Raw genomic sequence first — 26,622 nt, forward strand, 5'->3', positions numbered from 1 at the left:
CTTATGTGAGTATTGAATTAACGTATCCCCGGGTGTCTTTGTCCACTTCTTGGATATCCGCAAGACTCGGATCCTGAATTACGCTGTGGCGGTCCAGTGCTTTTTCAATCAGGTCCTCAATCGATAAGAATGAAATCCGTCCGGCAAGAAAAGCGGCAACGGCTTCTTCGTTGGCCGCATTTAAAACCGTCGGCATCGTTCCCCCTATTTTACCTGATTCAAAGGCAAATTGTAAGCAGCGGAACCTTTCAAAGTCAGCTTTCGCAAAATGAAGGCTTCCGATCTCCCATAATTCAAGCCTTTTTGTTTCAGGCAGAGGCAGCCGGTCCGGATATGTCAGCGCATATTGAATCGGCACCCTCATGTCCGGATTTCCGAGCTGGGCGATGACGCTTCTGTCGTGAAATTCAACCATCGAATGAATGATGCTCTCCTTATGTAATACAACGTCAATCTGTTCATACGGAATGTCAAACAGCCAATGCGCCTCAATAACTTCAAGTCCTTTATTCATCATTGTAGCCGAGTCAATCGTAATTTTTGCGCCCATCGACCAGTTCGGGTGGTTAAGGGCGTCGGCAATCGTTACAGACTCAAGCTCCTGCCGCGTTTTATCTCTGAAACTGCCGCCGGATGCCGTAATGATCAGGCGCTCGATATTTTTGCTCTGTTCGCCTTGCAGCGCCTGAAAAATAGCGGAATGTTCGCTGTCGACCGGAAGAAGAGGAACACCGTATCGTTTTGCGTGTCCTTTCACTATATGCCCGGCAGTGACGAGAGTTTCCTTATTTGCAAGCGCAATTGTTTTTTTCTGTTCAATCGCTTTCAAAGTCGGGATTAAACCGACGCTTCCAAGCAGCGCATTGACCACGATATCCACTTCGTCCATGACTGCCGCTTCAATCAGGCCTTCTTCTCCGATGCCGATTTGACATTCATGAGAAAAAGACGCTTCTTTCACTTTTTGGTATGTATCCATGTCGCCGACTGCTACATATTTCGGCTGAAACGTTCTGATCAACGGGATTGCTTTTTCGGCGTTTTTACCGAAAGTCATCGAGACGAGACGGAATTGGTCTTCATGCATGCGCAATACATCCAATGTCTGCTCCCCTATTGATCCCGTTGCTCCTAAAAGACAAATATTCTTCAAAATGCCACTCCCATTCTATGCGTCCAGATCGGTCTTATTTTCATATTAGCCTTTCTCATGAAAAAAGCGCAAGCAGAAAGTACAAGAACGGCATGACAAACAAAAAGCTGTCAAATCGATCTAAAATGCCGCCATGCCCCGGAAGGATTTTCCCCGAATCCTTCACATCATAGTGCCGTTTCAGCGCTGATTCCACCAAATCCCCGATCTGTCCGAAAACAGACAGAACAAGTGTGATGACCAAAAGAACCGGGTATGAAATCGGAAGACCGGCAAACAGCTGAAAAACAGCCGTGAAAATAAGGGCGATGGCAATACCGCCGAGAAACCCTTCCACCGTTTTGTTAGGACTGATTTCAGGCCACAGCTTCCGCTTTCCGAGCGACTTTCCTACAAAATATGCGCCCGAATCCGTTGACCATATGACAACGCAGGCATAAAAAATATACAAAAGCCCGTTTGTTTCAATGTTTCTGATTTCGATAAAATAATGAAAACACAGTCCGATATATACCGTCGCTAGGACGATAAACCCGACTTCATCAAACGTAAAGGTGTTTTTCACAAGCACCGTATAGCTGAGCAATATCAAAACGGCGAAAATCGTTACTTCCATTTTCGCGTCAAAAAAATGATATTTGTCCGGCATCATATACAGCCATAATAACAGGAGGCTGATCAGACCCGGAAAAGAAAAAAACTTGAGCTTTTTCATCCGCAAAAGCTCAAAAAGCGCTATACTGCCCATCACATAAACAAATACGGTGAACGGCAATCCTCCGAAAATAACCAAAAATAAAAATAGTGCCGCTGCCAGAACACCCGTTAACAATCTTTGTTTCATTTCCACCATCCTCTAAATTCCGCCAAACCTCCGGCCCCGCTGCTGAAATTCTCCCACTGCCTGCAGAAAGTGATCTTCTTTAAAATCGGGCCACAGGACATCTGTAAAAACAAATTCACTGTAAGCCACCTGCCAAAGCATAAAGTTGCTCAATCTGATTTCTCCGCTCGTTCTGATGAGCAGCTCCGGGTCCTGGATTGATTCTGTCATTAAATGCCCGGAAAAGAGCGCTTCATCAATGTCTTCGATATTCAGCGTGCCGCTTTTCACCTGTTCGGCCAGTGCTTTTGCCGCATTGACGATTTCCGTGCGTCCGCCGTAGTTCAAAGCGAAATTGAGAATCATCCCGTCATTTTGTTCTGTATCTTTTACGGCTTTCTCAATCGCCCTGTACGTATGAGAAGGGAGCGCGGATTCATCTCCGATAATTTTCACCTGTACATTTTCCTCTATCAATTCAGGAAGATACGTATTCAGGAACTCTTCCGGAAGCTTCATCAAAAAGTCGACTTCCATCTTCGGGCGCTTCCAGTTCTCCGTTGAAAACGCATAAAGAGTCAGAACTTTAACGCCGAGCTGACTTGCGAGCTTTGTCACCCTTTTTACCACTTTCATTCCTTCATGATGTCCTGCAATCCGAGGGAGTGAGCGCTTCTTCGCCCAGCGTCCGTTTCCGTCCATAATAATGGCAATGTGTGCGGGAATTTCACCCTTCAGTATGTCTTCTTTTGTATACCGTTCTAAGTTGGAAGCCGCATTCTGCTGATTCTTCCAATTTTTGAGTATGTTGAGCATGAGATTCCTCCGTCACCCAAAAAGGTTGCGTTGCTGATGATCAATGTAATCAACAGTATTAACAAAAAAACCCCCTGTAAACATGAGAGGGTCTTTTCACATTATCTATTGTACATAGTTTTTCATTAAACTTCCATGATTTCTTTTTCTTTGTCCTTTGTGACACTGTCAATTTTTGACACATATTCGTCTGTCAGCTTTTGAACGTCTTCACTGGAAGCACGAAGCTCGTCTTCTGTAATGTCTCCGTTTTTCTCAAGTTTTTTGAGGTCATCGTTGCTGTCACGGCGGACATTACGGACTGCTACTTTCGCTTCTTCCGCGTATTTTTTCACGACTTTGACAAGTTCTTTACGTCTTTCTTCCGTCAAAGCCGGGATCGCGATACGGATAATTGTGCCGTCACTTGTCGGCGTTACGCCAAGATCAGCTTTCAGGATCGCTTTTTCAATATCGCCGATTGCCGTTTTGTCATACGGTGTGACAACAAGCATACGCGCTTCAGGCACATTGATGGAAGACAGCTGGTTTAAAGGTGTTTGGGCACCGTAGTATTCTACTGTCACTTTATCCAATAGAGATGGGTTGGCACGTCCTGCGCGGACTGACGCCAATTCGCGTGAATAAGCGGCAACCGCTTTTTCCATGCGTTCTTTTGTTTGTGTTAATACTTCGTTTGACAACGTTATTTCCCCCTTACGATCGTTCCGATTGATTCGCCGGTTACGGCACGCTTAATATTTCCTTCTTCCATAATAGAAAAGACGATCAGCGGAATATCATTATCCATACATAGTGAAGAAGCCGTAGAATCCATGACTTCCAGCCCGTCTTTTAACACATCGAGATAAGATAATTTTTCGTATTTAACGGCTGACTCATCTTTTCTCGGATCAGCATTATACACACCGTCGACATTATTTTTCGCCATTAAGATCACGTCCGCTTCGATTTCAGCGGCACGCAGCGCTGCGGTTGTGTCCGTAGAGAAATAAGGGTTTCCTGTTCCCGCGGCAAAAATAACAACGCGTTTTTTCTCCAGGTGGCGGATGGCTTTTCTTCTGATGTAAGGCTCAGCGACCTGACGCATTTCAATTGATGTCTGCACTCTGGACTGAATTCCGAGCGTTTCCAGGCTGTCCTGCAGGGCAAGTGAGTTCATGACAGTAGCAAGCATGCCCATATAATCGGCCGTCGCACGGTCCATTCCTAAGTCACTGCCTGTTTTTCCGCGCCATAAGTTGCCGCCGCCTACGACTACGGCCACTTCGACGTCAAGCTCAGCGATTTCTTTTACCTGTTTAGCGATGGATTGGATGACAGTCGGATTAATGCCATTTCCCTGCTCTCCTGCCAATGCTTCTCCGCTAAGCTTTAAAACGATACGATTGTATTTTGGTTTTTCCATAATAACCTCCAAGTGTAAACATTGCCGTTTCCTATTATGCAAGAGAAAAAAAGGTTTGTAAATATAGTTTTAAAAATAGGGAACACAAGTAGTGTCCCCTATACTGCCTGAAAAGCCGCGAAAGATTCGCCAAGGCTTTCCGCCATTATTTTTTCACTTGGTTCATAACTTCTTCAGCAAAGTTTTCTTGGCGTTTTTCAATACCTTCTCCAACTTCGTAGCGGACGTAAGTTTTAACAGATGCGTTTTTCGCAGCCACAACTTGTTTCACTTTTTCGTCTGGGTTTTTAACGAAAGCTTGGTCTAATAAGCAAATTTCTTCGAAGAATTTGTTCAGACGGCCTTCAACCATTTTAGCTACGATGTTTTCCGGTTTGCCTTCTTGAAGAGCTTGCTGAGTCAGGATCTGACGCTCATGGTTTGCTTCTTCTTCAGACACTTGGTCGCGGGAAATGTAACGAGGATTTACCGCTGCAACATGCATCGCGATGTCTTTTGCAAGATCTTCGTCAGTTGTTCCGCTAAGAACGGATAATACGCCGATGCGGCCTCCCATGTGAAGGTAAGCACCGAACGCTTCGCTGTCTTCTTTTGTAATAACAGCAAAACGGCGAAGAGTGATTTTCTCTCCGATTTTAGCAACGTTGCTAGTGATGTATTCTTCAACAGTAGAACCGTTTTCCATCTTTTGACCCATTGCTTCTTCAAGATCAGCAGGAGCGTTTGCAAGAAGGTGGTCAGCAAGCGTGTTCAGAAGCTCTTTGAAGCCTTCGTTTTTCGCAACGAAATCAGTTTCAGAGTTTACTTCTAAGATAACGCCTTTGTTGCCGTCAGTTTTAATAAGAGTAGAACCTTCAGCAGCGATACGGTCAGCTTTTTTAGCCGCTTTCGCAATTCCTTTTTCTCTCAGAAGGTCGATTGCTTTGTCCATATCTCCGTCAGTTTCAGTCAATGCTTTTTTACAGTCCATCATACCAGCGCCTGTTTTTTGACGCAGTTCTTTTACCTGCTGTGCAGTAATAGCCATTTGAATTCCTCCTTATATGTGTAAACAAGATATGTATAGATACATTTTTCTTGAAAAAAGGTGATAAAAGGCAGTCCCTTCTATCACCTTTTGATTAGGTTACGCAGTTGTCGTTTCTGTTTCAGGTGCAGTCTCTTCAGCAGCTTCCGCTTCTTCTTCGCCTTGCTTCGCTTCAAGAATAGCATCTGCCATTTTAGAAGTAAGAAGTTTGACAGCGCGGATTGCGTCATCGTTTGCAGGGATTACGACATCAATTTCATCAGGATCACAGTTTGTATCTACGATTCCGATGATAGGAATGTTCAATTTGCGAGCTTCCGCAACAGCGATGCGCTCTTTGCGAGGATCGATGATGAATAATGCATCAGGAAGATCCTTCATGTCTTTAATTCCGCCGAGGAATTTTTCAAGACGCTCTAATTCTTTTTTCAATTGAACAACTTCTTTTTTCGGAAGTACTTCAAATGTACCGTTTTCTTGCATTTTCTCGATGTCTTTCAGACGCTTAATGCGTTTTTGGATTGTTTCGAAGTTTGTCAGTGTACCGCCCAACCAGCGTTGGTTGACATAGTACATGCCAGAGCGTACAGCTTCTTCTTTAACAGAATCCTGAGCTTGTTTTTTTGTGCCGACGAAAAGGATTTTTCCGCCTTCAGCAGCAAGGTTTTTCGTGAAGTTGTAAGCTTCCTCTACTTTTTTCACTGTTTTTTGAAGGTCAATGATGTAGATTCCGTTACGCTCCGTGAAAATGTAACGCTTCATTTTTGGGTTCCAGCGGCGTGTTTGGTGGCCGAAGTGAACACCAGCTTCAAGCAATTGTTTCATAGAAATAACTGACATGTGATTTCCTCCTAATAAAATGGTTTTTTTCCTCCGCTTAGGTCATTTTTGTGCAGAACTGCCGTTTGCAGCACCCTCTGCATAAATCGTTAAGCGTGTGTATTTAACACCAAGAAATAATATAACACAGCTTTATGCGACAATCAAGAATCCTTTACAGCTTTGCCGCGAAATTTTAAAAACAGCTCGATTTCTGTCTTTCCGCTCTGCATCCGTTTGGCAATTTCCGCGGGGGTGAGCCCTTGTTCATATAATTCTGAAACACGTTCTTCAAACGAATGCGCGCCGCTGTTTTCGTCACTTTCAGCCCGTTCCGTTGCACTGATGAGCTTTTCCATGTGGTCCGGAATATCAGGCTCTTCTTTCGGTTCCGGCCGGGGTTCGGCGTCTTCTGCGTCCGGCGCTTGACGGCTTTTTGCGTCTTCGAGTCTTTCATTTTCTTCTTTCAGCTCAAGCAGAAACGCTGCAAGGGTGTTTTCCGTCTCTTCAAGAATCTTCTTCTGCTGGCGCTCCGTCTCCTTGAGGGCTGAAAACCTCGTGTACAGAATAATGACGGCATAAAGCAGTACGCCGTGAAGCACAAAGCTTAAAAGCCATAATAGTGTTGACATGTTTTTCACTCGCTAACCATGAGTTCATTATTGAATTACTTTTTCAAGCAGGTGCTTTAATTTGAACAGCGCCTTTGAATGAATCTGTGAAATCCGCGACGTCGAAAGGTTCAGGACTTGTCCGATTTCGGTCAAAGTCAGTTCTTCTTTATAGAATAAACTGACGACAAGCTGCTCTTTTTCAGAGAGCTCATGAATTTTGCCCGCAAGCTGAGCGATCAGCTCGTCCTTCATGATTTTTTCTTCCGGCGGCACATTTTTGTCATCTCTGATCATCACTTGAATATTCTCACCGTCATCCTGGTCGTGAAGCTTTTCATCAATTGATAAGAGATTGGCAAAAAACCCTTCATTCATCGTTGATACTACGTCCTGCTCCGTCATCCCCAGCTCTTCTGCGATCTCTGAAGGCGTCACATTCCGAAGGTAGCGCTGTTCAAGTTTTTCGATCGCCGCTTCGACTTTTTTTGTCTTCTCCCGTGAAGTTCTGGGCAGCCAATCTTCTTTACGCAGCCCGTCGATGATTGCACCGCGAATTCTAAACGAGGCATAGGTATCAAATTTTAAATCCCGGCCGGGGTCAAATTTTTCTAGGGCATCATATAAACCAAGCATACCAAGGCTCATTAGATCGTCTTTATGCACCGATTTCGGCAGTCCGACGGAAATTCTGCCGACATGATATGTGACCAGCGGCATGTAACGGCGCATTAAATCATCACCGGCTTTAGGATCTTTCCACTCTTTCCAGCGCGACCAAAGCACCTGATCTTCATAATTCAAGGATTGCATTGTTATCCCCCTACCTCATACCTTTATTAAATCGTTGTTTCACCTTGTTTAACAGTTCGAATGTGCAGCATGCAGGACTTTGGCTCAAATTCAATCGTCCGGCCGCTTGAGCCGCCCGTATCTTCACTGATGACCGGAATGTTATACAATGAAAGCTGCTCTTTGATGGCCGCTACATTCCTCGGACCGATTTTCATCAGGTCGTTTGTCATTTTAAACTTAAACATCTCCGCTCCCCCGGCGAGTTTTGCCTTCAGGGCAAACTTGCGGCAGCCGGCTTTCAAAAGCATATCAATCGTCATCTTAACGGCGGTGTCCGCGTATTTTGCACGGTTGAGCTCCGCCGTTTTTGATAAACCGGAGTCCGGCAGCATGACGTGAACGAGTCCTGCCGTTTGTTTGTCTTTATCGTATAAAACCAGCCCCACGCATGAACCGAGTCCCGAGGTCCGGATTTTATCCGGGTAACGCGCGACTTGAACATCCGCAATCCCCACTTTAACGACTGCGGCTTCCGCACGGCTCATAAAGCCGCACCCAATGAGACGAAGAGCTTTTCAAAAGAATCATAGTCCGGGAGCATAAACATGTGGGCTTTGAGCTCCTGCCGGCTGCCCTGGTCAAAAATAGAAGTATCCACGACAATGGCATGCTCTCCGACTTGGCTGAGCTCCATCAGCCCTTCACTGATAACCGCGCCGAACATATCAAGTGAGATTTCCGGCACGCTCGGGTAAATCTCAAGCTTTGTCAAATCAGCCAATGCCGTTAAATAGGAACCTGCTAAAATATTGCCGAACTCATGTAAAGCAGAAGAACTCAAATGATCTTCGCCCAGCTGGTCAATATCAAAATCCGGATTTCCGATCAGCTCTCTGATAAACTGTTCCGCCTGATCAAAAGGCATGATGAGAAAGATAGAGCCGGTCATGTCGCCTTCCATTCTTAAAAAGATACTGGCGACCGGCGTTTCAGCCCCGCCGAAAAAATCAGCGAGCTCATCAAATGTCAATAAAGTCGCAAACGGCACTTCCATGTCTATCTTTCTGTTCAGCAGCTGAGCCATTGCAGAAGCCGAGTGACCCGCCCCGATATTTCCGACTTCCCGCAAAATATCCATCTGCTCTTCTTTGATCGCTTCAAACTTACTCATGTTGTCTTTTCCCCTTTAAGCATTAGGCTCTCCGGACGCAGATGCCGAAGCACCTTTATCCAGCACCGCATGCGCATCGATAATATTGAGGAGCCTGTTATCTTGCTTAACGATCTGTTTAATCCACACATCCGTTTCCTTTGTCTGGCTTTCAGGCGCGGATTCGATTTCATTTTCATGCACGGTGATGACGTCATTGGCCTCATCCACGACCCATCCGACATCAGCGTCACGGTAAGAAATGATGATAATCCGAGTCTCTTCTGTGATGTCCTGTTCAGGCTGGTTCAGACGTTTTCTTAAATCAAGAACCGGGGTAATCACTCCGCGCAGATTGATAACGCCGCGGATATAAGATTCCACACCCGGGACCCTCGTCGGTTTTTGCCACTTTTCAATTGATTTCACCTGGGAAACTGAGATAGCGTATTCTTTCCCGTTTATCATAAACACAATCATTTTTTCACCTGTTTTGATTTCAGCAGTCATTCGGGCACCTCCTCGTGTCGTTTTAGTAGATCAGCGCATTACAATCAATAATCAGCGCCACTTCTCCGTTTCCGAGAATCGTAGCGCCGGAAATCGCAAAGACGTTCGTCAAATAGTCGCCGAGTGATTTCAGTACGACTTCCTGCTGTCCGATAAAAGAGTCCACGACAAAAGCAGTGGATTTATCGCCCTTTTTCACGACGATTACATGGAACTGATCGGCATCCTGTTTTGAATCCGTAATGCCGAATTCTTTTTTCAGATAGACGATCGGAACGATTTGGCCTCTGAAATCAATCACTTCTCTGTCATGCGTCTGCAGGATATCTTTCTTATCAATAACAGCCGTCTCTATAATAGAAGAAATCGGTATCGCAAACGTCTCTTCTTCCAGTTTAATGAGAAGAACAGATATAATTGAAAGTGTCAGCGGAAGCTGGATACTGAAAAGAGAACCTTGGCCTTCCGCGGATTTGACACTGACAGAGCCGCCGAGTGATTCGAGTTTATTTTTCACAACATCCAGACCGACGCCCCTCCCTGAAATGTCAGAAATTTGATCGGCAGTCGAGAAGCCCGGAGCAAAAATAAGCTCGTAAATCTCATTATCTTCAAGCGTTTCAGCATCACGTTCGGTGATTACACTCCGTTCGAGCGCTTTTTCAAGAATTTTCTTTCTGTTCAAGCCGGCCCCGTCATCTTCAACCTCAATAAAGACGTGATTGCCGCTGTGATATGCCTTAAGCACGACATGACCTGATTCTGATTTTCCTTTATTCACCCGCACTTCAGGCGATTCAATGCCGTGATCGATGCTGTTTCTGATTAAATGGACAAGCGGATCGCCGATTTCATCAATCACCGTACGGTCCAGCTCCGTTTCAGCTCCGATGATGGACAATTCGATTTTCTTGTTTAATTCCTTTTGAAGCTGGCGGATCATTCTCGGGAAACGGTTAAAGACGGTTTCTACCGGCACCATCCGCATATTAAGAATAATAGACTGAAGGTCGCCCGAGATTCTGGTCAGGCGTTCAACGGTTTCAGTCAGCTCATTGTGGTCAAGCTCCTTGGCGATCTGCTCAAGACGTCCGCGGTCAATGACAAGTTCTTCAAAAAGGTTCATTGAAGAATCCAGTCTTTCAATGTTGACGCGAATCGTTTTCGAGCCGCTGTGATGCTTCGGCTGTTCTTCCGTTTTCGCTTGCGGCTTTGGCTGTTTCTCAGCCTTTTTAACCGGAGCTTCCTTCACCGGTTCAGCCGCTTGCGGTTTTTCGGCCGTTTTTAACGGCGCACCGGCAGAAATTTCGACATTCTCCACTTCTGAAATGCCGCTGATGAGTTCTTTAATTTCTTCAGCAGGCTGCTTTGTCAAGAAACACACCTGAAAATCCGTTCCGAAATCTTCCGTCTCAAGCACTTCCGCGGCAGGTATCGTTTTTGCGACTTCTCCGGCTTCATTCAGCTTTTCAAAAATCATGTACACCCGCACGGCTTTCAGCATGCAGCTTTCATTCAGGGAAACCGTTATTTCATAGCGGCTGAATCCTTGCTCTTCCGCCTCTTCAATAACAGTCCGTTCGAACTCATCATAATTCCATTCAGTTGAAGCCTGTTGTTTTGAAGCCGGCGGTTCTGCTGTTTCGGCTGAAGCCGCAGTCTCATGCACCGCATTTACGTCGAGCTTCGCACTCACTTCAGAAATATCACGTTTGCCGTCTCCTCCGTCAATAATGGACTGCACCATCTCTTCAAGATGATCAAGCGCTTCAAACAGCACATCCAGCCAATCCGATGTAACGGGCATTTCTCCGTTGCGGATGGCGTCCAGCACATTTTCCATCAGGTGGGTTAAATGCGCCAGATCTGTATATCCCATCGTTGCGCTCATGCCTTTCAGCGTATGGGCAGCTCTGAAGATGTCATGCACAAGCTGAAGGTCTGCCGGATCTTTTTCCAACAGCAGCAGCTTTTCGTTACATGTCTGTAAGTGCTCTTTACTTTCATCAATAAAGACATCTAAATATTGATTCATATCCAATTGATTCACACCCTCTCTTTTTTCACACATCCGGTGATGGATGCCGCGATATCTTCCACATGTTTAATCTCATGAATGAGGCCCGCCTTTATCGCTGACTTCGGCATTCCGAACACAACACAGGATTCGTCCGATTCCGCAATCGTTTTAACGCCGCCTGTTCTGAGCATTTCTTTTACGCCCTCGGTTCCGTCGCTGCCCATGCCGGTCATAATGACGGCTACCTTTTCGTAATCGGATAAGCGGCTTGCCGACCGAAACAAATAATCGGCTGACGGTTTATGCCGGCTTTCCGTATCATGAACGTCAAGAATGATGCGGAGCCTTCCGCCTTCCTCTGCAACCGTCATATTTTTTCCGCCGGGCGCGATGTACACCCATCCGTCTTTCGCTTCTTCACCGTTTTCCGCTTCTTTGACCTGAATATCTGACAAATGGTTGAGTCTGTCTGCAAGTGAAGCGGTGAAGCCTTCAGGCATGTGCTGAACGACAAATACAGGCGCCTTTAAATCCTTCGGCAGTTTCGGAATCACCTTTTGCAGAGCCCGCGGTCCGCCTGTAGAGGTCGCGATGAATACGGCCTGCTTGGCGGATTTTGCTTTCGGTCTTTCAAATCCCGCTAAAGCCGGACGTTCCGGGATAGAAGACTCTTTCACTGCCGCCTCAGGTTTTTGTGCGCGGGACAGCCCGGCTGCAATCACCCTCTCAATCAGCTGCTCTTTAATTTTATAAAGATCAAGGGAAATCGCTCCGGAAGGCTTGGTGATAAAATCAAAAGCGCCCATTTCCAGGCAGTTGATCGTTCGGTCCTTCCCTTGTTGTGTCTGGCTCGATACCATGATTACGGGAAGTTTATATATGCTGATGATCTTCCGCAATGTATCCGTTCCGTTCATGACCGGCATTTCAATATCAAGCGTGACAACATCCGGTTTGAGAAGCTCTATTTTCTTCAGCGCCTCTTCCCCGTTTCTGGCTGTCCCGATGACTTCTATCTGCACTTCCGCAGCCAGAAAATCGGTAATCATCTTTCTCATAAAAGCTGAGTCATCAACGACAAGCACACGAATCACTGTAAAGTCCTCCTCAATAAAAAAGAAGATAATCTCTCAATAAATGCCGGTTTCTCTTCTCTTGGTTTGTTTTCTTCCGTTTGAAACAAGACATCCGTCAGAAGACGGACGGACCTGCTGGCTTTTGCTTGAGGACTTTTTATTAAAAAAGGCACCTGGTCAATGACGGCTTGACTTACTAGCGGGTCATCGGGTATGGAGCCGGCGAAACGCACTTCCGCGCCTAAAAACGTGTGAATCGCATGAGAAAGGCGGTTGTACGTGTCCAGCGCCTGTTTTTGGGAGCGGGCGCGATTGACGGCAATGTTTACGGTCAGCCGTTCATCCGCGAGCAAAAGATGTTTGATCGCGCTGTAGGCATCCATAATGGCCGTCGGCTCAGGCGTTGTCACGGCGAGAATGTCTTCCGCCGATAAAATAAACGGCAGCTGTTCGTTTGAAAGTCCCGCTCCCATATCAAACAGAACGTAATCAAAATCGCTTAATACAGCGGAAAGACCATTCATAAAAGCCGCCCACTTCTCTCCGTCAGCTTGATAGATCGCCTCAAGCCCCGTTCCTCCGGATATGTACCGAAGGCCTTTCGGACCGGAGGACAGTGATTGCGCCAATGCGTGCCGATTCTCCATCACATCAATAATGGTGCGGGAAGAAGCAGCGCCGATCAGCACATCAATGTTGCCCATTCCGATGTCAAGATCAATGATGAGTGCTTTTTTTCCTTTTTCCTGCAGGGCAACTGCCATGTTTAATGTTAAATTAGATTTTCCGACGCCGCCTTTACCGCTGATGACGGCTAATGTCTTCGCTTTTTTCTCATAAAGCTCCGGCTTGATCATTTGCCGCTCTCTCATTTTCCTTCTTAATGACTCTGCCTGATCGGGTTTCATGTCAAAAGCATCCTTACAAACTCTTTTGGTGAAGCCGATAGGATGTCCTCAGGCACATCCTGTCCATTTGTCAAATAGGCGGCGCCGATTCTTGATTCCGACAGCACTTGAAACACGGAGCCGAGTGAGGCGGTTTCATCCGTTTTCGTGAAAATGAATTGATTGACCGGCACACCGGAAAAACGTTTCAGCACCTGTTTCATATCTTCATATTTTGCAGATGCTGATAATACGAGAAAGGATTGTAAGCCTGATTCAAACGGAATCATCTCTTGTAATTCCGTAATATACTGCTCTTCTTTAAAGTTTCTGCCGGCTGTATCAATGAAAACATGGTCATATTCAGCGAATTTTTCCAGTGCCTTCAGACATTCTTCCTTTGAATAGCATACTTCAAGAGGAGCCTGAAGCAGCTCCGCATATGTCTTCAGCTGCTCGACCGCGGCAATCCGGTAAGTATCCGTCGTCATAAATGCAATTTTTTTATGCTCTGTCAGCATTGATGAGGCCGCGAGTTTCGCAAGTGTAGTCGTTTTGCCGGCCCCGGTTGAACCGAAAAGCACGACGTATTTTGATTGAATCCCTTCCTGCCACCTGTCTGCCGAAGGGAGTTTTTTCACTAACAAATCCTGCAGTTTTGAGCTGACATTATCTTCAGTTAAATCTCCGGAAACAATTGAAGAACGGAGCAATTCACTGAGCACGGCGTTTTGCGTATGATCAGGAAGCCCGGCTTGCTTCAATAGTCTCTCGGCTTTTTTTAATGGTTCAGGGAGCACTTCTTTATAATGCGCCAGTTCGCCGGAAATGCTTTGATCCGGAAGACGCGGCGGCTGAACAGGCTCAGCTTTCTCCGCCGTTTCCGTCTTTTTCATTTCTTCAGCGGCAGCCGGCGGCGTTTTTCTCGCTTCCCTGACGTCACGATCTAAAACCGCTATCACTTCAACGGCCTGCTGCGGCCGCAGCCCCAGCCATTTTCGTTTCTTTACTTGTTTGGAATGTAAAATAACGGCATCATTGCCGAGTTCCTTTTTGATTTGCTTCGCGGCATCCTGCATTGAAGCGGCTGTAATTTTTTTTATTTTCATTAAATATCCACCACTCCAATGCTCTGTACTTCAACATTTGCTTCCAGCTCATTATAAGAAAGAACCGGAAGATCAGGGAAATACCGTTCTAACAGCTGTTTAACATACATTCTGACAGCAGGCGAGCAAAGAAGAATCGCTGACTCCTGACGGATGGAAAGCTGCTCGGCCTCTTTAGCGACAGAACGGATGATGCTGTCTGAAACCTCAGGGTCGAGTGACAGGTAATTGCCCTGTTCAGTCTGCTGTACCCCGTCTGCAATCGCTTTTTCCACCCGGCCTGAGCATGTGATGACCTTCAGCGTTTCATGCTCTCTCGCATATTGTGCCGTGATTTGTTTGGCAAGCGACTGTCTCGCGTATTCTGTCAAAAGGTCTGAATCTGTCGTTAATCTTCCGTAATCGGCAAGAGTTTCAAAAATGGTCACCAAGTTTCTGATTGACACTTTTTCTCTCAGCAATTTGGCAAGCACCTTTTGAATATCGCCGACAGAAAGAGGGTTTGGCGTGACTTCCTCAACAAGCACAGGATAATTTTCCTTCAGATGATCGATCAGCTGCTTTGTTTCCTGTCTGCCGACCAGTTCATGGGCATGCTGCTTAATTTTTTCTGTAATATGCGTAGATACGACTGACGCCGGATCAACAACTGTATACCCCAGCATGTCTGCTTCATCTTTCGCAGCTTCGCTGATCCATTTTGCAGGAAGTCCGAACGACGGTTCAATCGTTTCAATTCCTTCAATGACGTCATCTTCAGGCGTCGGTGACATCGCTAAGTAATGATCCAGCAGGAGCTCTCCTTTAGCGACTTCATTGCCTTTAATTTTCAATCTGTATTCATTCGGCTGGAGCGCGATGTTATCCCTGATGCGCACAACCGGAATGACAAGTCCCAATTCAAGCGCAAGCTGACGTCTGATCATGACGATGCGGTCAAGAAGATCACCGCCCTGCCCCGCGTCTGCAAGCGGCACGAGTCCGTATCCGAACTCAAATTCAATCGGATCAATATGTAAAAGCTGCACGACGCTTTCCGGGCTTTTCAGTTCATCCGCCTGAGCCTCTTCTTCAAGAATTTCTTCCTCTTCTTCGCTCGGCTTATCCGTTTTGGACAGCATGTAAGCGCCGAATGCAAGCAGACCGGCGATCGGTCCCGTCAGCAGAATGCCGATCGGTGTAAGAAGACCGAGCAAAAGTACAGTTCCCGCGGCTACATACAAGAGCTTCGGATAAGCAAACAGCTGGCCTGTAATATCATGACCGAGGTTTCCTTCAGATGCCGCTCTCGTCACGACAATCCCCGTAGCCGTTGAGATGAGCAAAGCCGGCATTTGAGAAACGATACCGTCACCGACCGTCAGCATTGTAAAGTGAGACGCAGCTTCTTGTATGCTCATCCCCTGCTGCAGCATGCCGATTACGATTCCGAAAATAATATTGATCATCACGATGATGATACCCGCGATGGCATCTCCTTTGACGAATTTGCTCGCACCGTCCATGGCGCCGTAAAAATCGGCTTCCCGGGCGACTTTTTCACGTCTGTGCTTTGCATCCTGCTCCGTAATCATGCCGGCATTTAAATCCGCGTCAATACTCATTTGCTTTCCGGGCATCGCATCGAGCGTAAATCTCGCCGCCACTTCCGATACCCGCTCGGCGCCTTTTGTAATGACGATAAACTGAATAATAATCAAGATAATGAAGACAACAAGCCCTACCAGCACATTTCCGCCGACAACGAAATTCCCGAATGTCTCAACAACCTTTCCTCCTTCTCCGTGAGAAAGAATCGAACGTGTCGTCGACACATTGAGCGAAAGCCGAAACAGCGTCAATAACAGCAGCAATGACGGGAATATCGAGAATTGCAGCGGTTCTTGCATATTCATTGTGGTGAGAAGCACGATCAACGCAAGAGAGATATTAATGATGATCAAAATACTTAACAACCATGGAGGGAATGGAATCACCAGCATTGCCACAATGAGGACAACACTTATTAAAACCGATAAATCTCTTGTTGACATGCTGTTTTTCTCTCCTTTTGAATCTGAAATTCACTATACTTTTTGTTTCGTTTTATATACATAAGCCAAAATTTCCGCAATGACTTTGAAAAACTCTTCCGGCACAGCCTGGTCAATGTCAACCTGATCATATAACGCACGCGCGAGCGGCCTGTTTTCAATCGTCATGACATCGTGTTCTTTGGCGATCTGCCTGATTTTTAATGCGAGATGGTCGACCCCTTTGGCAACAATGTAAGGGGCGTCCATTTTCTTTTCATCATATTTTAAAGCTATCGCATAATGGGTCGGGTTGGTAATGATGACATCCGCTTTCGGCACTTCCTGCATCATCCGCCTCATCGCCATTTCCCGCTGCTTCTGCTTAATTTTGGACTTGATTATCGGATCACCCTCCGATTTTTTGTATTCATCTTTTATATCCTGCTTTGACATTCTGATATTTTTCTCATAGTCAAAACGCTGATATAAATAATCAAGCCCGGCCAGCAGCATTAAAGCCCCTGATCCCGCAAGCCCCATCCAAAGCGTGAGCTTAGAAACGAAAGTGAGCACTTCCGCAGGCGTTAAAAGCGGAAGGCGAAGAATATCGCCATAATGAAGCCAGAGCACCATAAAGGCGGCAAAACCGACCACAGTAATCTTCAAAATGGATTTGACCAGTTCAACAATCGCCCTCATGCTGTAAATCCGCTTAAATCCTTTCAGCGGGCTGAGCTTATTCAAGTCAGGCTTGAGGACTTCCGCAGAAAACAGAAAACCCACCTGCATGTAATTGCTCACGACACCTGCCACAAGCGCGACCAGCATAATCGGCGCGAGGATGAGGCTGATATCTTTCACCGTATCCACGAACAGTTCATGCACGGCAGATGCTGACAGGTGTAATGTTATCGATTTCGTATAAAACGTTTTAATAAAGGACAGCAGCCTGTCCCGCATATAAGGACCGAGCGCGATCAGCGAAAGAAAGATAATCAGTAAAGAAACGGCTGTATTCACATCCGTACTTTTCGCGACCTGTCCTTTCTTTCTTGTATCCTTCCGTTTTTTCGGAGTGGCTTTCTCCGTTTTTTCACCGGCAAAGAATTGCAGATTCAGTCTGAGTCTCATCATGTCACACCGACCAATGCCAATAGATTCCGCATGGTTTCAACGGTAAGGCTGAAGATGTTGCGGACGACGACAAACATCACCGACATACAAACGATCAGCATAATAAAGCTCACGGCTATTTTCAGAGGAAGCCCGACAACGAAAACATTCAGCTGCGGCACCGTTCTCGCTACAATACCGAGCGCCAAATCAACTAAAAACAGACTGGCCACAACCGGCGCAGACATTTGAAAAGCGATAATAAACATGGCACTGAAGCTTTTTGCGATAAAAAGTCCAAACTGATCATTTCCAAACGACGGAAATGCCTGGTCAAGCGGGATATACTGAAAGCTGTAATAAATCCCGTCCAATAAAAGATAATGGGCGTTTACGCTGAGCATAAATAACAGCGCAAGCGTATAAACGAATTGTCCGATCAGCGGGCTTTGCGTTCCTGATTGCGGATCAATGACATTGGCGATGGAAAAGCCCATCTGAAAATCAATAAAGGAACCTGCTATCTGAATGGCTGTCATCATCATGAAAGCGATCAGCCCGAGGCTCAAGCCCACAACGGCCTCTTTTATGACAAGCAGCATATACTGTTCCCCTATTTCTATTTCCGGCGCATGTTTCAGCGTGCTGAAGCAGATCACCGAAAGAAAAAAAGCAAAGCCGATTCGGTGAACCGCCGGCAGATTCCGATGTCCGAACACCGGCACCGTTACAAAAAAAGCAGAGATTCTGATAAAGACCAATAAAAAAGCGGGAAATAAATCAATGATGGAATTCATTTGATTCTACCCTGCAAATCGGTTCAGATGAGAAAACAGATCAGTTGTGAACGAAAGAATCGTCGACAGCATCCAAGGACCGAAAAAGATCAGTCCAAGCATCACCGCCACGATTTTCGGAATGAACGCAAGCGTCTGTTCCTGTATTTGAGTTGTCGCTTGAAAGATACTGACGAGCAAACCGACGATCAGCGCGATCGCAAGCAGCGGCCCACTGATCATTAGTGTTACATATACGGCTTTTTCCGCCATGGAAATTACAAATTCTGAACTCACAATTAGCACCTACCCTAAAAGCTGTCAAGCAAAGATTTCACGATTAAATACCATCCATCGACCAAAACGAAAAGCAATATTTTAAAGGGCAGAGAGATCATAACCGGCGGAAGCATCATCATTCCCATTGACATTAAGACGCTCGCCACGACCATATCGATAATTAAAAACGGAATAAAAATCATAAAGCCCATTTGAAAAGCGGTTTTGAGTTCTGATATCGCATAAGCGGGCACCATCGTCGTCAAAGGAATATCCTGAATCGATTCAGGTTTTTTCATCTTGGCATAGTTCATAAACAGCGCCAGATCCTTCTGCCTTGTATGCTTGCTCATATACTCTTTAATCGGCTTCTCGGCTTTTGTATATGCTTCATCGAGACTGATTTTGTTGTCCATCAGCGGCGTTAAGGCTTCCTTATTAATCTCTGAAAAAGTCGGCGCCATAATAAAAAACGTCAAGAACAGCGCAAGGCCGATTAAAACCTGGTTGGGAGGCATGTTCTGCGTCGCCAGTGAGGTTCTCACAAAAGACAGGACGATGACGATTCTCGTAAAGCAGGTCATCAAAATCAGAATCCCCGGCGCCACTGAAAAGACAGTCAAAAGCAGCAGTAATTTAACAGTGGAGCTGACTTCGGTCGGACTGCTTGAATTAAAAAGATTAATAAATTCATTCATGATGATAAGGGCCTTTCTTCTTTCCTTCAGAACGGCTTTGTTTCAGCTCGTTCAACTGTTCTTTCAGCGCTTTTGAAAACGACGGAAGCATCGTTTGCGGCTTTTTTTCTCCATCCTTACGCGGATTTACGAGCTTGGTCCATTCCACTTTTGAAGACATCGACTCTTCGTATTGGCTCAGAATCGCCTCGCGCTCTTTTTCATCTTCAATTTCTTTTAAAAGCTGTATCGTTTCGCCCACACCGACTACGAGAACGCTGTTTCCCACTTTAATCAGCTGCACGGAACGGTTTTGGCCGACTGACGTTCCGCCGATATTTTCTACATATTGAAACGGCTTCAACAGACGGTTTCTTCTATTCATCAGTTTGACAAATCCATAGATCAGCAGAATGACGAATAATAACGCCCCAATCATCTTTACAAAATCAAAAGCGGAGACAGAAGATGCAGAAGCATCCCCTATCTCTTGATCAGCCGTTTGTTTCGATGTATCGCTTTTTTTCTCTGTTTTGTTTGTTGATTGTTTGTCAAACCATTCGTTGACGGTGGAATTGTCAGACTCCGCCGCAAAAGCAGGGAACGGATGTACATTGAGTAAAACGAAACAACAAATCAAAGCTAGTAAACCATGACTCTTTTTCAACAGTCGTACACCCTTTAGCTTAATGTTTTATTAATGGCTTCAAGCACGCGGTCCGCTTGGAACGGTTTCACGATAAAGTCTTTTGCGCCGGCTTGAATCGCGTCAATAACCATTGACTGCTGGCCCATAGCCGAACACATGATGATTTTCGCCTGCGGATCGATTTGTTTAATTTCCTTTAGAGCTGTAATCCCGTCCATTTCAGGCATTGTAATATCCATTGTCACAAGGTCGGGGGAATGCTCTTTGAATTTTTCGACCGCCTGCGCTCCGTCTGAAGCTTCAGCTACAACGTCAAAACCGTTCTTCACTAAAATATCTTTGATCATCATTCTCATAAATGCTGCATCGTCTACAATTAAAATTCTGTGTGCCATAATCTGTTTCTCTCCTCTATGTTCGCTTATTTTAAATTGTTAAGGCGGTCTGCCTGACTTAAAATATCAGTGACTCTCACGCCGAAGTTTTCTTCTATGACGACGACCTCGCCTTTTGCCACGATCCGCTGGTTGACCAGGATGTCAACAGGTTCACCAGCCAGCTTGTCAAGCTCAATAATGCTTCCCGCAGAAAGTTCAAGGATTTCTTTGACGCTTCTCTTCGTTCTGCCGAGCTCAACCGTAACGGAAAGCGGAATATCCATCAGCATATCAAGGTTATTCCTTGATCCTTGCGCCGCTTCGTTATGATCAAACGCCTGGAATTCCACCGGAGCGACTTGAACAGGAGCAGCTTTTTTTGCGGTTCCCTGTCTCTTCGGAAGCTCGGGTTTTGCCTGCGGCTCCGGCTGCATGGCAGGTTCCGGCTGCGGCGTTTCGTATGTTTCCTGTGGTTCTGATACGGTTTCTGCGGCCTCTGACTCATGCTGGTCTGCAGTCATCAGTTCTGCGATCAGATCTTTCGCAAACGTAATCGGATAAAGCTGCATGATGCTCGAATCGATTAATTCACCGACTTTCAGACGGAATGACACTTTTACGAGCAGGTCATCCTCAGGTATTCTGTCGGTCCCTTTTTCTTCCGTCAAATCCAGAAGTTCAACCCTTGGCGGAGAAATGTCAATCTTTTTACTGAACACGGTCGACATTGACGTAGCAGCCGAGCCCATCATTTGATTCATTGCTTCCTGAACGGCGCTCAGGTGGATTTCACCGAGTGACGGATCGGCGCCCCGGCCGTCTCCGCCGATCATCAAATCCGCGATGATGGCCGCGTCGCTTTGTTCGACGACGAGCAAATTGCTGCCGTCAAAGCCTTCTGTGTAGTTCACTTCAATGGCAACATACGGATGAGGAAATTCATCACTGATTTTGCTTTTTGAAATGACGGTCACACTCGGTGTTGTAATGTCCACTTTTTGATTTAAAAGAGTGGACAGCGCCGTAGCCGAGCTGCCGAACGAAATATTCCCGATTTCTCCGATCGCATCGCGCTCAAGTTCAGACAAGTTCGCCCCTTGAGGCTGTTCTGTATCCTCTGATTGACTGCTTGTGCCGTTAAGAAGAGCATCGATTTCATCTTGAGATAATCTATTGTTCATCTTGTTCACCTCTTATGTCGTGATCTAAAATTTGCACTGCCTGTCTTCGATTCACCCGGCCGGCCTGCCCTAAAAACTTCGGTTTGTTTCCGACCAATACAGTAAGAGGATCAGTCACTGATTTGTCCAGAGTTATACAGTCCCCGACTTCCAAACTTAAAAATTCTTCTATTGTCAGTTCAGAAGCGCCCAATAGAGCCACAACGGGAATTTGAGCCGTCATGATGCGCTTTTCAAGCAACTTCGTTTCTTCGGGCTTCGCTTCATTCCGGTCTGATTGCATCCAATAATGTACGGAAAGCTTAGGGATAATCGGCTCAAGTACGACATGGGGAATACAAAGATTAATGACACCGCTGATTTCACCTATCTGTGTATTGAGAGAAATGACAACGACTGTTTCATTTGGGGAAACCATCTGTACAAACTGAGGATTCACTTCAAATTCAGTCATTTCAGGGTCAATATCAGCAATCGATTGCCAAGCTTCTTTGTAGTTGCCCAGTGCATTTTCAAATAAATTAGAAATAATATTCGTTTCAATTTCCGTAAGGCTGTCAGCTTTGTTATGAGTGATGCCGATGCCTCCCATGACGCGGTCAAGCATTGCGTATGCGATGGTGGGATTAACCTCCATCATGATTCTGCCTTCCATCGGATGAACATCGAATAAATTTAAAATCGTCATGTTCGGTATGGAACGGATAAATTCTTCATACGGCACCTGATCAACTGAGCTGACGGATATATGAATATACGTTCTGAGCTTGGCGGAAAAGTGTGTTGTGAGAAGCCTCGCAAAGTTATCATGTATCCGGGTTAAACTGCGTATCTGATCTTTCGAGAATCTGAGAGCCCGTTTAAAATCATATACCTTTACTTTTTTCTCTTTTACTTCCTTTTTCAGCTCTTCCGCATCCGCCTCACCCGTGGAAATGGCGGAAAGCAGTGCGTCTATTTCATTTTGGGAGAGAACTTCTCCTGACATTTTCTTCACCTCCGTATTCTGTCAAATTTGTTTTTATTGCAGATTAAAGGAGGTAATGTACACTTTCTGAACTTTTCCTTCTTGGAGATAGCTGTTTACTTTCTCTTTTAATGATTGTTTAAACGCTTCTCTTCCTTTATCTCCCTCAATCTCTCCGGCGCTTGTGTCGGCTAAAATGGAAATGATGTTGTCTTTCACCTGAAAATCGCGTTTTTCAAGTTCTTCCTTCGCTTTAGCCGAGTCGGTTTCAAGCTTGATGCCGATACGGATGATGCTGTCAGACTTTAAGTTTGTCGTGATATCGTCGACAGACACAGTGGCTGCAACGACTTCGTCAATTGTCGGCTTTTTATCTTTGCCCGAATTTCCGCTGACGACAAAATATGCTGCCGTTCCGAGGCCGGCGATGACAATTAAAATAATCAGCAAAATGATGACTAATTTTTTCTTCATTCTTCTTCCTCTATTCCCTGATCCAGTGAAAATATTTGTATGCTATGGTAAAACGATATGACTTTTTTGAGAACTGCTTCTTCCGGTTCTTTCACTACGAACTTTTTGCCGTTGGACAGTGTAATCGTCGTGTCGGGGAAGCACTCAATCTGTTCGATAAACAGCGCGTTCAGCGTAAAAGGCTGGCCGTTTAAACGGGTGACTTGAATCATGCAATCCGGAGAAGCGGCTTAACCGCCTCTCCTCCCTCCTTACCGTTTCAGATTAACCAGCTCCTGAAGGATTTCATCTGAAGTCGTAATGATTTTTGAGTTTGATTGGAAACCCCGCTGAGCAACGATCATTTCGGTAAATTCATCTGTCAGATCTACGTTTGACATTTCAAGATAGCCTGCCAAAAGCTTACCCGTTCCGTTTTCGCCCGGAGTGGTGACTGCGCTCGCAGCTCCTGAACTTAATGATTCTCTGTAAAGGTTGCCTCCGATTTTTTCCAGACCGGCGCTGTTAGGGAACGTGACCAGACCGATTTGTCCGGCATCATGAACCTCATCCCCTGCATCAGTATATGTAACGGTTCCGTCTGCACCGATGCTGTAATCTTTCGCATCAGTCGGAATATTGATTTTACCGCCGCCGATTTTTTCAAGGTAGTACCCGTCAGTCGTAACAAGGTTCCCTTGATTGTCCTTACCGAAATTCCCCGCACGTGTGTAAACAATTCCCGCACCTGTATTAATCTGAAAGTAGCCGTCTCCGTCAATGGCTAGGTCGGTTTTATTCTGTGTAGCCTGCGGGGCGCCGGTTGAATGAACAACATCAATGGAAGAAGTCGCGGCACCCAAGCCGATTTGTTTTGAATTGGTCACGTTTGAACCGCCGGCGACTGTCTGGCTGATCATATCTTTAAATGTAACGCGGCTTTTCTTAAATCCCACTGTGTTGACGTTGGCGATGTTATTGCCGATTACATCTAGTTTTGTCTGAAAGTTTTTCATGCCGCTGATACCGGAATATAATGAACGTAACATGTTAAATTCCCCCTGAGTTTCTTATTATTTAGATGTTTCGCTGACGGCCGTGACATTCCACGGACTGACCTCTTTGCCATTTTCAAGCACGAGCACGTAATTGCCGTTTGAATGCTTGACTGAATTGACTGGGCTTGTCTGATCCTTCCCGTCGCTGTCGCTGAATGTGACATTTTTGCCGATCCAGTTCACATACATCGTAAACGGATCTTGATTTTCTACAAATTTAGTCATCGTCGTATTCATATTCATCATTTGCTCCAATGAAGAAAATGTCGCCATCTGGCTGATGAATTCTTTGTCATCAACCGGATTGAGCGGGTCCTGGTTTTGAACCTGTGTCATTAAGATCTTCAGAAATTCGTCTTTCCCTAAATTCGTGCTGCTGTTTACTGCGGAGGTGCTCTTCGCGCTTGAAGTGGTTGAAGCGCCCGCCGCGGCATAATCCGAGTTTACTGATGTCAACTATTCTTCCTCCATTTCATTGAGAGAAAGCTCCTCCAGCATATCTCCGAAATCGCCTGACTGCTGCTGGTTCTTCTGCTCTCTCTGTCCCTGATGCTGCTGTTTATTGTGATCGGCCGTCTGCCCGTAAACAGGCTGCTGATCCCCGCTTTGAAGCGGGACTGTAAAACGGTCGACCTGGACCGACATATTCGGAAGCGACTGTTTCAGCTGAGGAAGATGCTGTTCCAGCAGCTCTTTCGCGGACTGGCTGGATGCGATTATTTTGCTTTGAAACATCCCGTTTTCATTTGTCACCTTAATTGTGACAAATCCGAGGTTCTCGGGATTAAGACGAATCGTAAAGCTTCCGGTTGTTTTCCCGAAAGGCGTGTATTTCATCTGTTTCCAGCCGCTGATGACCTGATCCGTTAACGGTTTATTTTCTGCCTGCTGCTGTTCAGCTCCTGCGGACGCTTGCTGAATGCCGGCAAGGCTTCTCGTTCCCGAAAACAGTATATGTGCAGACAATTTGCTGTCAGGTGCCTTTGCGTGAGAAACCGTGCCGTTTTGCTGTTCTGTTTTCCCGGCTGACTCTTGGGATGATTCAGATGATTGAGATAACACAAAAGCTTTCAGCTCAGTTTCAGCCATATCCCAATCCTTTGTCCCCTTTTGAGAAAGGCCCGCAAGCTGCTCCGTGACGCTTTGAAAGCTCTTCAGCTCAGCGGCTGTCATGGAGTAAAGTTTAGATGCAGATTCGTTTTTCGGAAAAAATGTCTGCCGCAGGTCTTGAATCACGCGGTCCGGGACACCTTGTTTTTTCAATGCCTCTAATAAACGGGCGCCTTCCTGGTAAACCGCCTTTGCCTGCGCGCTGTCCGGCAGTTCCTGCTGAGATGTGAAGAGCTGGGATACGGCTTCTTGAATGAACAGCAGGCCCTTCTCAAGCGCATCCTTGACGGAATCCCCGTCTTTTGCGGAAGAATCCGGTTCATCCGTTTCAGGCTTCTCCCCATGCTGTTTTCCCGCTAACATGTCTTCAACAGATTCGGCAAGCTGTTTCAATAAAGGAAGAGCTGTTTCAGCCGTCTGCTTTCCTTCAAGAGCTTTTACCGCCTCAAGCAGCTGTTTCAGCTGCAATTCTTTATCTTCCGGGCCGGCTTTCAGCCAATCACCGATTTTCGATAGGGCATCATTCAGCTCTGCGTCACTTGTTTTTGTTTCATCTCCGGGCTGCCGGGGAGAAGTGATTTCCGACAGGAGCCAGTTCTGAAATAGACCTAAGCTGTTTACATTCATCTTCACATTGCTGTTTTGCGCAGTCTGCGTACGATTACCCGTTAATTCAAGCAGCTTCAACTTACATCACTCCTTATTTCCGTCAGCGGATAGTTTTTCTGTATATTTAGCCGCTTGTTCAGGAGTCATTTTCGTCAAGATTTCAGCAAGCTGCTTTTTACTTAATCCGTTTAAAATATCGAGGGCTTCTTTTTCTTTCAGCTTTACGATAATGCTTGCCGCTTTACCGCTGTCCATACTTTTATAGATGTTGATCATTTTATCTTTTCCGGCTGAATCCGCAGCGTCTTTTTTCGTTTCATCCGTCTTCGTTTTCTGCTGCTGTTCAGCTTCCTGTTTCAGTGAACGGATTTTCTGATTCAGATTATCGATTTCGGACTTGCTTGTGTCTAAATCTTTATTCAAAATGTTAATTTCACTTTTTTGTTCCTTTATGGTCTTTTCAAGAGAAGCCGTTCTGTCTTCCTTCTGCTTTTCCGCCGCGCTTTTCATTTCTTTCGTTTCGGGAACCAATTCTTTTAAAACAGGCGTTTTAGCGGCTGTTTCCTGAATCGGCTTCATCACATCAACGCCGGCAGCCCAAAGGATGATGCTTGCGACGATGATCAGAAAAATCAGCGGGATCATGATAAAAAGCAGGATTGAACCGAACTTTCCAGATCTCTTTTCTTTATCGGCCATTTCATTCGCTCCTAATGCCCCTGAATCATAAACTGCTTGATTGAAATGTCGTCCATTTCCCTCATCTCTGCAGCTTTGTCTTCAAGTGCGAACATATTAAATTGTTTTTCCCGCATTTTTTCAAATTTCTTTACTTCAATGTTTTTTTCGGTGAGCTGTTCCTGCTTCTCATTCATTTCATTTCGTTTCATGATGACAAGCTTTTGATAATGATAGATGGTGTTCTCAAGATTGGAAACGAATTGCTGATAATGTCTCATTTCCTGAACGCTCATCCCGCATTTCAGCTTTGATTCTTTGTCTTTTTCGAGCAATTCTTTTTTGCTCATATTTTCATATAGTTTTTCAGCCACTGTCTCAAATTCAGAAACCGATTGTCTGTATTCAGTCAATGTTTGGTCTTTTTCATTTTCTTTTAATTCCAGCAGCTTTTGAAATCTGAATTGGTATGCCAC

General features: G+C 45.6%; 32 protein-coding genes. All 32 read right to left on the minus strand.

Annotation, left to right across the window (positions count from 1 at the left end):
- Position 1 precedes the first annotated feature (1 nt).
- A complete protein-coding gene (gene dxr / locus OVA33_RS16460) occupies positions 2-1,153 on the minus strand; it encodes a 1-deoxy-D-xylulose-5-phosphate reductoisomerase (RefSeq protein WP_063636642.1) in 1,152 nt (383 codons plus the stop codon).
- A 55-nt stretch (positions 1,154-1,208) separates the two neighbouring features.
- A complete protein-coding gene (locus tag OVA33_RS16465; RefSeq protein ID WP_014470393.1) occupies positions 1,209-2,006 on the minus strand; it encodes a phosphatidate cytidylyltransferase in 798 nt (265 codons plus the stop codon).
- Positions 2,007-2,009: 3 nt separating this feature from the next.
- On the minus strand, positions 2,010-2,792 hold the full coding sequence (locus OVA33_RS16470) for an undecaprenyl pyrophosphate synthase (protein WP_014417783.1): 783 nt from the start codon (positions 2,790-2,792) through the stop codon (positions 2,010-2,012).
- A gap of 125 nt (positions 2,793-2,917) precedes the next feature.
- Positions 2,918-3,475, minus strand: a complete 558-nt coding sequence (gene frr, locus OVA33_RS16475; RefSeq protein ID WP_003154212.1) for a ribosome recycling factor — start codon at positions 3,473-3,475, stop codon at positions 2,918-2,920.
- A gap of 2 nt (positions 3,476-3,477) precedes the next feature.
- Positions 3,478-4,200: a UMP kinase gene (gene pyrH, locus OVA33_RS16480; protein ID WP_029973460.1), complete on the minus strand. Its 723-nt coding sequence runs from the start codon at positions 4,198-4,200 to the stop codon at positions 3,478-3,480.
- Between the two features lie 145 nt (positions 4,201-4,345).
- Entirely contained in the window at positions 4,346-5,227 is an 882-nt protein-coding gene (tsf, locus tag OVA33_RS16485) for a translation elongation factor Ts (RefSeq protein ID WP_007409794.1), read from the minus strand.
- 99 nt (positions 5,228-5,326) lie between these two features.
- Positions 5,327-6,067 carry a 30S ribosomal protein S2 gene (rpsB, locus tag OVA33_RS16490; protein WP_003154215.1) on the minus strand — a complete coding sequence of 247 codons (741 nt, stop codon included), beginning with the start codon at positions 6,065-6,067 and terminating at the stop codon, positions 5,327-5,329.
- 143 nt (positions 6,068-6,210) lie between these two features.
- Complete coding sequence (locus tag OVA33_RS16495; protein ID WP_014417782.1) at positions 6,211-6,678, minus strand: DUF6115 domain-containing protein; 468 nt, start codon at positions 6,676-6,678, stop codon at positions 6,211-6,213.
- Positions 6,679-6,705: 27 nt separating this feature from the next.
- Positions 6,706-7,470, minus strand: coding sequence for an RNA polymerase sigma-28 factor SigD (sigD, locus tag OVA33_RS16500; RefSeq protein ID WP_003154217.1), 765 nt, complete (start codon positions 7,468-7,470; stop codon positions 6,706-6,708).
- Between the two features lie 26 nt (positions 7,471-7,496).
- The gene (gene cheD / locus OVA33_RS16505) at positions 7,497-7,997 is read right to left on the minus strand and encodes a chemoreceptor glutamine deamidase CheD (protein ID WP_003154219.1); all 501 of its coding nucleotides are present in this window, start codon (positions 7,995-7,997) and stop codon (positions 7,497-7,499) included.
- On the minus strand, positions 7,994-8,623 hold the full coding sequence (cheC, locus tag OVA33_RS16510) for a CheY-P phosphatase CheC (RefSeq protein ID WP_014417781.1): 630 nt from the start codon (positions 8,621-8,623) through the stop codon (positions 7,994-7,996). The genes cheD and cheC overlap by 4 nt, the downstream gene beginning before the upstream one ends.
- 15 nt (positions 8,624-8,638) lie before the next feature.
- Positions 8,639-9,112 (minus strand): chemotaxis protein CheW, encoded by a 474-nt coding sequence (cheW, locus tag OVA33_RS16515; RefSeq protein ID WP_003154225.1) that lies wholly within the window; start codon positions 9,110-9,112, stop codon positions 8,639-8,641.
- Positions 9,113-9,134: 22 nt separating this feature from the next.
- Positions 9,135-11,153 carry a chemotaxis protein CheA gene (gene cheA, locus OVA33_RS16520; protein ID WP_063636641.1) on the minus strand — a complete coding sequence of 673 codons (2,019 nt, stop codon included), beginning with the start codon at positions 11,151-11,153 and terminating at the stop codon, positions 9,135-9,137.
- Positions 11,154-11,158: 5 nt separating this feature from the next.
- Positions 11,159-12,226: a protein-glutamate methylesterase/protein-glutamine glutaminase gene (locus OVA33_RS16525; protein WP_007409791.1), complete on the minus strand. Its 1,068-nt coding sequence runs from the start codon at positions 12,224-12,226 to the stop codon at positions 11,159-11,161.
- Complete coding sequence (locus OVA33_RS16530) at positions 12,223-13,116, minus strand: MinD/ParA family protein (protein ID WP_014417779.1); 894 nt, start codon at positions 13,114-13,116, stop codon at positions 12,223-12,225. The genes OVA33_RS16525 and OVA33_RS16530 overlap by 4 nt, the downstream gene beginning before the upstream one ends.
- Positions 13,113-14,204 (minus strand): flagellar biosynthesis GTPase FlhF, encoded by a 1,092-nt coding sequence (gene flhF / locus OVA33_RS16535; RefSeq protein ID WP_014417778.1) that lies wholly within the window; start codon positions 14,202-14,204, stop codon positions 13,113-13,115. The genes OVA33_RS16530 and flhF overlap by 4 nt, the downstream gene beginning before the upstream one ends.
- The gene (flhA, locus tag OVA33_RS16540) at positions 14,204-16,237 is read right to left on the minus strand and encodes a flagellar biosynthesis protein FlhA (RefSeq protein ID WP_014417777.1); all 2,034 of its coding nucleotides are present in this window, start codon (positions 16,235-16,237) and stop codon (positions 14,204-14,206) included. The genes flhF and flhA overlap by 1 nt, the downstream gene beginning before the upstream one ends.
- 33 nt (positions 16,238-16,270) lie before the next feature.
- Positions 16,271-17,350 (minus strand): flagellar biosynthesis protein FlhB, encoded by a 1,080-nt coding sequence (flhB, locus tag OVA33_RS16545; protein ID WP_014417776.1) that lies wholly within the window; start codon positions 17,348-17,350, stop codon positions 16,271-16,273.
- A complete protein-coding gene (gene fliR / locus OVA33_RS16550; RefSeq protein WP_025649460.1) occupies positions 17,350-18,129 on the minus strand; it encodes a flagellar biosynthetic protein FliR in 780 nt (259 codons plus the stop codon). The genes flhB and fliR overlap by 1 nt, the downstream gene beginning before the upstream one ends.
- A gap of 6 nt (positions 18,130-18,135) precedes the next feature.
- Positions 18,136-18,405 carry a flagellar biosynthesis protein FliQ gene (gene fliQ, locus OVA33_RS16555; protein ID WP_003154234.1) on the minus strand — a complete coding sequence of 90 codons (270 nt, stop codon included), beginning with the start codon at positions 18,403-18,405 and terminating at the stop codon, positions 18,136-18,138.
- A gap of 14 nt (positions 18,406-18,419) precedes the next feature.
- Entirely contained in the window at positions 18,420-19,085 is a 666-nt protein-coding gene (gene fliP / locus OVA33_RS16560) for a flagellar type III secretion system pore protein FliP (RefSeq protein WP_007409786.1), read from the minus strand.
- Positions 19,078-19,731: a flagella biosynthesis regulatory protein FliZ gene (gene fliZ / locus OVA33_RS16565; RefSeq protein ID WP_003154237.1), complete on the minus strand. Its 654-nt coding sequence runs from the start codon at positions 19,729-19,731 to the stop codon at positions 19,078-19,080. Before fliZ ends, fliP begins: the two co-directional genes overlap by 8 nt.
- A gap of 14 nt (positions 19,732-19,745) precedes the next feature.
- On the minus strand, positions 19,746-20,108 hold the full coding sequence (cheY, locus tag OVA33_RS16570; RefSeq protein ID WP_003154238.1) for a chemotaxis protein CheY: 363 nt from the start codon (positions 20,106-20,108) through the stop codon (positions 19,746-19,748).
- A gap of 26 nt (positions 20,109-20,134) precedes the next feature.
- Entirely contained in the window at positions 20,135-21,271 is a 1,137-nt protein-coding gene (gene fliY, locus OVA33_RS16575; RefSeq protein WP_025649461.1) for a flagellar motor switch phosphatase FliY, read from the minus strand.
- Positions 21,261-22,259: a flagellar motor switch protein FliM gene (gene fliM, locus OVA33_RS16580; RefSeq protein WP_003154240.1), complete on the minus strand. Its 999-nt coding sequence runs from the start codon at positions 22,257-22,259 to the stop codon at positions 21,261-21,263. The genes fliY and fliM overlap by 11 nt, the downstream gene beginning before the upstream one ends.
- Positions 22,260-22,292: 33 nt before the next feature.
- Complete coding sequence (gene fliL / locus OVA33_RS16585) at positions 22,293-22,712, minus strand: flagellar basal body-associated protein FliL (protein WP_014417773.1); 420 nt, start codon at positions 22,710-22,712, stop codon at positions 22,293-22,295.
- A complete protein-coding gene (locus OVA33_RS16590) occupies positions 22,709-22,924 on the minus strand; it encodes a swarming motility protein SwrD (RefSeq protein ID WP_003154243.1) in 216 nt (71 codons plus the stop codon). Before OVA33_RS16590 ends, fliL begins: the two co-directional genes overlap by 4 nt.
- Before the next feature lie 39 nt (positions 22,925-22,963).
- Complete coding sequence (gene flgG, locus OVA33_RS16595) at positions 22,964-23,740, minus strand: flagellar basal body rod protein FlgG (RefSeq protein ID WP_007409783.1); 777 nt, start codon at positions 23,738-23,740, stop codon at positions 22,964-22,966.
- 24 nt (positions 23,741-23,764) lie between these two features.
- Positions 23,765-24,205 (minus strand): flagellar hook assembly protein FlgD, encoded by a 441-nt coding sequence (gene flgD, locus OVA33_RS16600; protein WP_007409782.1) that lies wholly within the window; start codon positions 24,203-24,205, stop codon positions 23,765-23,767.
- The gene (locus OVA33_RS16605) at positions 24,206-25,546 is read right to left on the minus strand and encodes a flagellar hook-length control protein FliK (RefSeq protein ID WP_128974073.1); all 1,341 of its coding nucleotides are present in this window, start codon (positions 25,544-25,546) and stop codon (positions 24,206-24,208) included.
- 6 nt (positions 25,547-25,552) lie between these two features.
- On the minus strand, positions 25,553-26,167 hold the full coding sequence (locus OVA33_RS16610; RefSeq protein WP_007409780.1) for a MotE family protein: 615 nt from the start codon (positions 26,165-26,167) through the stop codon (positions 25,553-25,555).
- A gap of 11 nt (positions 26,168-26,178) precedes the next feature.
- On the minus strand, positions 26,179-26,622 hold the full coding sequence (fliJ, locus tag OVA33_RS16615; protein WP_003154253.1) for a flagellar export protein FliJ: 444 nt from the start codon (positions 26,620-26,622) through the stop codon (positions 26,179-26,181).

The organism is Bacillus sp. KICET-1 (assembly GCF_027721405.1).
Taxonomy (GTDB): Bacteria; Bacillota; Bacilli; order Bacillales; family Bacillaceae; genus Bacillus; species Bacillus velezensis.